The organism is Actinomycetospora sp. (assembly GCF_055612215.1).
Genome location: NZ_JBVPVA010000800.1, coordinates 1 through 6,411, shown reverse-complemented (window position 1 = coordinate 6,411; position 6,411 = coordinate 1). Strand labels below are relative to the sequence as shown.

Below are 6,411 nucleotides of genomic sequence, written 5' to 3'. Positions count from 1 at the left end.
GACGGCCGCCGCGACGGGGACCCCCACCAGGACGCCGGGGCTGCGCAGCGGGTGCGGCCGCATCGCGTGGCGTGGCCGGGTCATGACTTCTCTCCTCGTGTCCGCCGGGGAGTGCCGCCGTCTCCCGAATGACGCCGGGGGTCGCGCCCATACGAGGGCGTGACCACTCAGCGCGTCCAACGCGCCCGGGCCGTTCCCGGTACGGGTGACACGGAAGATTTCTGAAGGGCCCAATCCGGGGGCCTCTGCTGTCACCGACCGTGGTCGACGATCACGTCCGGTCGTCGGGTGGCCGCGACCACGGCGACCGGTCAGACTCTCGGCGCGGAGCCGTCCGGGTGCCGACACATCGTGGTCACGAGGAGGAACGGTGCAGCAGCTGTCGGGTCTGGACGCGGTGTTCCTGGCCGCCGAGGACGACCACCAGCCGACCCACGTGAGCCAGCTGGTGGTCCTCGACAAGCCGGACCCCGACTTCGAGCCCTTCACCGCGTGGCGGCGCCAGCTCGCGGACCGGCTGCACCTGCTCGAGCCGCTGCGCCGCCGCGTGGTCGAGGTGCCGCTCGGGCTGGACCACCCCTACTGGATCTCCGACCCGGACTTCGACCTCGACTTCCACGTCCGGCACTCCGCGGTCCCGCCGCCGGGCACCGACGAGCAGCTCGACACGCTCGTCGGGCGCCTGGTCGCCGGGCCGATGGACCGGGACCACCCGTTGTGGGTCTCGCACGTCATCGAGGGCCTCGCGCCGACCGAGGACTCGCCGCACGGCCGGTTCGCGCTGCTGACGATGGTCCACCACTCCGCGATCGACGGGGCCTCCGGCGCCGAGCTGCTGGCCCTGATGCTCGACGACACCCCCGACGCAGAGCGGCCCGCCCACGCCGGGGAGTGGGCCCCGGAGGACCCACCCTCGTACGCGGGCCTGCTCGGGCGGGCGGCCTGGCACGGCGCCCTGCGTCCGGGACGGGCGCTGCTGCTCGCGGCCCGCGCCGGGCAGCAGATGGCGGCCGCCACCCGGCACCCCGCGGTGGTCGACCTCGCCGACCGGGTGCGGGCGAGCCTGCGCGGGCCGGTCGGGGCGGTGCTCAACATGGGCCGCGAGCGCGACCCCGACGCCGACCCGCCCCGGCTGCCGCCGACCCCGGCGCCGCCGACCCCGTTCAATGCCCCGATCAGCCGGTACCGGGCCTTCGCGCACCGGTCGGTGCCGCTGTCGGAGATCAAGGAGTCGGGCAAGGCCCTCGGCGCCACGGTCAACGACGTCGTCGTCGCCGCGTGCGCGGGCGCCCTGCGCCACTACCTGCTCGAGCACGACGCGCTGCCCGACACCCCGCTGTCCGCGATGGTCCCCGTCTCGCTGCGCACCGGCGAGGAGGAGGACATGTGGACCAACCGGGTGTCGGCCACCGTCGCCACCCTGCCCACCGACCTCGACGACGCCGGGGAGCGCCTCGCCGCGGCGCACACCGCGCTGAAGACCGCGAAGGCGGTGTTCACGGCGGGCCCGGGCAACTTCGCCGCCGAGGGGGCGGGCCTGGGGTGGCCGGCGATCACCACGGTGATCAGCCGGGTCACCACGAGCTGGGCGTCGCGCGGGCTGTTGCCGTTCAACGTGATCGTCTCGAACGTGCCGGGGCCCCAGGAGCCGCTCTACATGGCGGGCGCGCGGGCCCGGCACTACTTCCCGGTGAGCGCCGTCGCCGACGGCCAGGGCCTCAACATCACGGTCCAGAGCTACGACGGGTCGGTCGACATCGGGCTCGTCTCCTGCGCGCGGCTCGTACCCGACCTCCCGCGCCTGATCGACCTGATCGTGGAGGAGTTCGCGACGTTGCACGCCCTGGCCTCGCCGTGAGCGCGCGCGAGCGCGTCCTCGCCCTGCTCACCCACCCGCCGTCGGACCCGACGGGACCGTGGCTCGACCTCGTGGCCGGACGCCCCGGCTCGCGCGGACGGCTCCAGGACGCCTGGCAGAGCGAGGGCGGGGCCGGGGGCTACGACGGGCTGCTCGCGGTCGGCGACCGCATCGAGGGCGTGGTCCCCGACCTGCTCGGCGGCGGGAACCTGCGCGCGTTCTACCGCGTCGACGAGCGCCTCGGGCTGGTCGGCGGCGAGACGGTGCTCGACCTCGCGTGCGGTCCGGGCACGCTGACCCGCCGGCTGGCGCGCGCCGTCGGGCGGGACGGCCTGGTGATCGCCGCGGACCTCTCGGTACCGATGCTCACCCGCGCCGCCCGCTCGACGCCGTTCGCCTGCGTCGACTTCGTCCGGGCCGACGCGATGGACCTGCCGCTACGCGACGGGACCGTCGACGCGGTCTCCTGCTCGCTCTGCCTGCACCTCGTGCCCGATCTGGGCACCGCCCTCGAGGAGATGGCCCGCGTGCTGCGCCCCGGCGGGCCGGCGGCGATCGCGGTCCCCGCCCACGCCCCCGGCCCGCTCCGCGCGGTCACCGAGACCCTGGCGCGGTTCGGTCAGGCGCGGCTGTTCGGACCGGGCGAGCTGGCCGACGAGATGCGGGACCGCGGGTGGTCCGCGGTGGTCGAGCGCTCGATCGGCGGGATCCGCCTCGTGGACGCGAGCGCCCCGCTCTGACCGGCGACCGCGCGCCGCACCCCGTCGAGGAGCAGCAGCGCACCCCCGACCGCGGCGATCACCCCGAACGCCGCGATCACGTCGCTCGGGCGGTGCCACCCGACCGCCATGACCGCGACCGAGGCACCCGCCACGCCCACCGCGCCGACCAGGCCGACGACGACGCGCAGCGCCGCCGGGAGGGCCAGCACCGCCGCGATCACCAGCGCGGTGATCACGGTGACGTGCCCGCTGGGCAGCGAGTTCTCCGCCGACCCCTCCCGGGGCAGCACCGCCTTCAGACCCTGCGTCAGCACCTGGGTCAGCAGCACGAGTGCGACGCCCGCCACCGCCGCCCCCGGGCGCCGGCGTGCCAGCGCGATCCCGGCGACGACGACCAGCACCAGGCCCACCGACGCCACGTTCACCAGGTGCAGCAGGCCGAGGATCCCGTCCTGCACCGACGAGAAGCGGTCCTGGACGGCGAGCATGATCGCGTGGTCGACCCGGCGCCCGTGGCGGTCGGCGACGAGCAGCAGCCAGCTCGCGGCGACGACCACCGTCCCCGCCACCCCGAGCAGCAGGCCGACGACGACGCGTGCGGCCCACCCTCCCGGTCGCGGCGCCCTCCCGGGGGAGAGCGGGCGCATCGGGACGGTGGGCCGTTCGGCGATCCCGGCGGACGTCATGGGACCAGGGTCCCCGCCGGACCTGATGATTCCGTGAGAACACGCCCGGTCCGGGCGGTGGCTCAGCTCTCGTAGGCGCGGGTCGCGTGCCCGAAGACGATGACGTTGTCCTCGTAGTTCCGGGTCGAGGCGTCGAAGGTCCCGCCGCAGGTGATGAGCCGGATCTCCGGGCGCGTCGTCGGGCCGTACACGGCCGCCGTCGGGAACGCCTTCTTCGACGCCCGCTCGACGCGGTCCACGGTGAAGACGACCGACGAGCCGTCGGCCCGGTGCACCCGGACCTCGTCGCCGGCCGCGAGCTGCCCGATGTCGGCGAAGCCACCCTTCTTGCCCGCGTAGTTGATGTGCGAGGCGAAGACCGCCGGGCCGACCGTCCCCGGGGCCGCGCCGCGGGAGAACCAGCCGACGGTGGCCGCGTCCGGCGGCACCTGCAGGGTCCGGTCCTCGTTGAAGCCCAGCTTCATGATCGAGTCGCGGGTGACGCCGATGGCGGGGACCTCGATCCCGGTCGGCGCCGACGACGCGAGCGGCAGGGTGGCGGTGGGCGCGCCGGCCGGCTCGGCCACCGTGGCCGGCCCGGTGCGGGCGGAGCCGGCGCCCGGCCCGCCGCCGGACACGACGGCGACGAGGGCGACGCCCGCCAGCAGCACCACGATCACCGTCGTGAGGATCGAGGCGACGCGCCCGGTGCGGTCGGCGCCGCGCTCGAGGGTTCCGGACGGCATGTCAGCGCTCCTCGGCGGTCAGCAGGTCGTCGGTCACATCGTCCCCGGCGTCCTCGGGCTCCTCGCGGCGGGTGACACCGGCACCGGCGACGGCCGCCAGTGCGAGCCCGCCGAGGGCCGTCGCAGCGCGGGGGTCGACGGCGGGCGCGGAGTCACCGGTCGCGACGGCACCCACCGGGTAGCCGGTGTAGTCGTCGCACACCGTCCGGTAGTCGCGCTGGTTGCGCTCGCAGGCGATGCCGTCGTGGTCCCCGTCGAGGTGGTTCGGGTCGGAGGGGTCGTCGGCGAGGACCGCCTGGGCCTCGTCGTAGGTGAGCTGGGCGCAGTCGAGGTCGTGGAACGACGCGGGCAGGTCGCCCCACGCGGTGTGGATGGGCGTGGTGTGGGTGGTCGGCGCCGGGGGCGCCGGGGTGGCCTTGAGCGCGTCGAGCAGGTCGGTCAGCTTCGAGATCAGCCCGGTGAGGTCGAGCGCGCCGAACGACTCCGGCAGCGATCCGCAGAAGGAGGTGAACTGCCCGCCGAGGGCGCTCTCCTGCCCGGTCGGCGCGTTGACCTTGCTCGCCAGGTAGAGGCAGGCGTCCTGCGGGTTGGTGAAGGTCCCGTTCTCGGGGAGATCCGGGATCGTGGGCAGCCCGGCGAGGTTGCCGGTCGGGAGGCTCCCCAGGACGTCGCCGAGCGAGGTCCCGGTGGCGGGCGCCCCGGTGAGCGTCGCCGCCGCCTTCGAGACCGAGGCGGGCGTGTCGGCCGCGGCAGCCTTCGGTGTCACGACGGCGGGGGCGGTGCCGGCGGCGGGGACCGCCGCCGCGCCGGGCGCGCCGGTGGTGGGACCGGAGGCACCCGAGGGCGACGTCGGCGACGACGGGGCAGCCGACGACCCTTCGTTGGCGGACGATCCGGCGGCGCCGCCGGTCGACGACGGAGCCGGGTCGGACACCGGGGGGACGGTCGGGGACGGCACCGTCTCGGGCACCGTCGTGGAGCCTCCGGACGCGGGCACACAGGTTCCCGAGGCGTCCTGGACCCGGCCCGCCTCGCACGTGATCGCGGGCGTCGTCGTCCCCGCGGACGCGATGCCGGGCGCGACCACCGCCAGCCCCACCAGACCCACCGTCAGCACCGCCGCGACGCGGATGCCCCTACCAGCCCTCATCGGCGCCCGTGCTCCTCGGTCTCGGGTCCCGCGCCGCCGCGGGACCGTCGACCAGGCATCGCACGGGCGCGGGTGCGCCGTTACACCGGTCGGCCGAGCCCGCTGCTCACCCCTCGACGCGGACCCGGCGCCCGGGGCCACCGCGTCGGCGCCGCGCGAGCATGTGCCCGGCGACGAGGCGGGCCGGGCTCTCGCGCAGGCAGATCGAGACGCCGGCGTCGAGCAGGGCGACCAGCTGCGCGGTCGGGGCGTGCCGCGGCAGGAGCACGACGACCTCCGCGCCCGGCTGGCGCTCGACGATCCCGGCCACGACGGCGGGGTCGGGCCCGAGGAGGACGACGAAGTCGACGCACGGGTGGTACGAGGGCCGGTCGGTGGCGACGATCCGCCACGTCGCCGGCACGACCGCTTCCAGCAGCCGGGCGGTGGAGCGGGAGGCGACGACCTCGACCGTCGCGGGCGCGTCGTCCTCGAGCCGGGCCTCGGGGGGCGATTCGTCGGCGACCGGCGCCGGCGGTGGCCCGGGGTCGGCCGGAGAGTGCCGGGCGGCCACCCGGCTGCCCGGCTGCTCCTGGGCCCCGCTGCGGGGGGTCCGCGGGCAGGGGACCGGCGGGACCGGGTGGCGCCCCGAGCGCAGCGAGAACCTCATGACCCGATCGTGACGCGGGTTCCTGGACGCTTCCTGAGTACCGGGTGTGGATCCGGGCCCACGCCGGACACACGTCGGCGCGGCGGCGCCCCGAGGGAGGGTGGGCACCGCCGCGCCGGCTCGCGCGGCCGTCAGGACAGCGGACGGCCCAGGTCGTAGACGGTGCGTCCCCCGACCTCGAGCTTCGTGAAGTGGGCGCTCACCCAGGAGGTGATCTCGCCCGACGTGCCGCGGCTCATCGGGCCGCCGGCGCCGCCCGTGCGCCCGGCGCCCGGCGCCCCGCCAGGGGTCGGCGCCCCGCCGAGGGCCGGCGCGCCGCCGGGGGTCGGCGCCTCGCCGGGGCCGACCATCATCCCGCCGGGACCGCCGCCCACCACGAAGTAGCGGACCTGGCCCGTGGCGACCTCCTGCTGGAACTCCGCGAGGGTCGGGGCCGGGTCGCTGCCGATGAACCCGCCGATCGGCATGACCGGGACCCCAGAGGCGAGCTGCAGACCGGCCTGGTTCATCGCACCCGTCGTCGCGGCCGCCCACCGGGTGCCCGCCCCCTGCAGGAGCGCGACGAGCTGTGGCGAGGGCTGCTCGGTCTCCGGTCCGCCCACGCCCCGCATCCGCTCGCCC

At 76.2% G+C, this 6,411-nt stretch carries 6 protein-coding genes and 1 pseudogene; 2 read left to right on the top strand and 5 right to left on the bottom strand.

Features of this window, described 5'->3' with window-relative positions; genetic code table 11:
• The first annotated feature begins 370 nt into the window (after positions 1–370).
• On the top strand, positions 371–1,858 hold the full coding sequence (locus AC0CYZ_RS21965; protein WP_472219239.1) for a WS/DGAT/MGAT family O-acyltransferase: 1,488 nt from the start codon (positions 371–373) through the stop codon (positions 1,856–1,858).
• Positions 1,855–2,478, top strand: a pseudogene (locus tag AC0CYZ_RS21960) (methyltransferase domain-containing protein); the annotation flags it as partial. The gene AC0CYZ_RS21965 and the pseudogene AC0CYZ_RS21960, both read left to right, overlap by 4 nt.
• Here AC0CYZ_RS21960 and AC0CYZ_RS21955 read toward each other — a convergent pair.
• The 5 genes from AC0CYZ_RS21955 to AC0CYZ_RS21935 form a co-directional block, all read right to left on the bottom strand.
• Positions 2,478–3,266, bottom strand: a complete 789-nt coding sequence (locus AC0CYZ_RS21955; protein ID WP_472219237.1) for a phosphatase PAP2 family protein — start codon at positions 3,264–3,266, stop codon at positions 2,478–2,480. The pseudogene AC0CYZ_RS21960 and the gene AC0CYZ_RS21955 overlap by 1 nt on opposite strands.
• 62 nt (positions 3,267–3,328) lie before the next feature.
• The gene (locus AC0CYZ_RS21950; RefSeq protein ID WP_472219235.1) at positions 3,329–3,991 is read right to left on the bottom strand and encodes a class F sortase; all 663 of its coding nucleotides are present in this window, start codon (positions 3,989–3,991) and stop codon (positions 3,329–3,331) included.
• Position 3,992: 1 nt separating this feature from the next.
• On the bottom strand, positions 3,993–5,141 hold the full coding sequence (locus AC0CYZ_RS21945) for an excalibur calcium-binding domain-containing protein (protein ID WP_472219233.1): 1,149 nt from the start codon (positions 5,139–5,141) through the stop codon (positions 3,993–3,995).
• Positions 5,142–5,247: 106 nt separating this feature from the next.
• Positions 5,248–5,790 carry a hypothetical protein gene (locus tag AC0CYZ_RS21940; protein WP_472219231.1) on the bottom strand — a complete coding sequence of 181 codons (543 nt, stop codon included), beginning with the start codon at positions 5,788–5,790 and terminating at the stop codon, positions 5,248–5,250.
• A gap of 131 nt (positions 5,791–5,921) precedes the next feature.
• A partial coding sequence (locus AC0CYZ_RS21935) for a mannosyltransferase YkcB-related protein (protein WP_472219229.1) occupies positions 5,922–6,411 on the bottom strand: 490 nt, incomplete at its 5' end.

Bases quoted from the DNA above. Each gene is read 5' to 3' on its own strand.
- AC0CYZ_RS21955 (WP_472219237.1), bottom strand. From the start codon at position 3,266: ATGACGTCCGCCGGGATCGCCGAACGGCCCACCGTCCCGATGCGCCCG.
- AC0CYZ_RS21950 (WP_472219235.1), bottom strand. From the start codon at position 3,991: ATGCCGTCCGGAACCCTCGAGCGCGGCGCCGACCGCACCGGGCGCGTC.
- AC0CYZ_RS21945 (WP_472219233.1), bottom strand. From the start codon at position 5,141: ATGAGGGCTGGTAGGGGCATCCGCGTCGCGGCGGTGCTGACGGTGGGT.
- AC0CYZ_RS21940 (WP_472219231.1), bottom strand. From the start codon at position 5,790: ATGAGGTTCTCGCTGCGCTCGGGGCGCCACCCGGTCCCGCCGGTCCCC.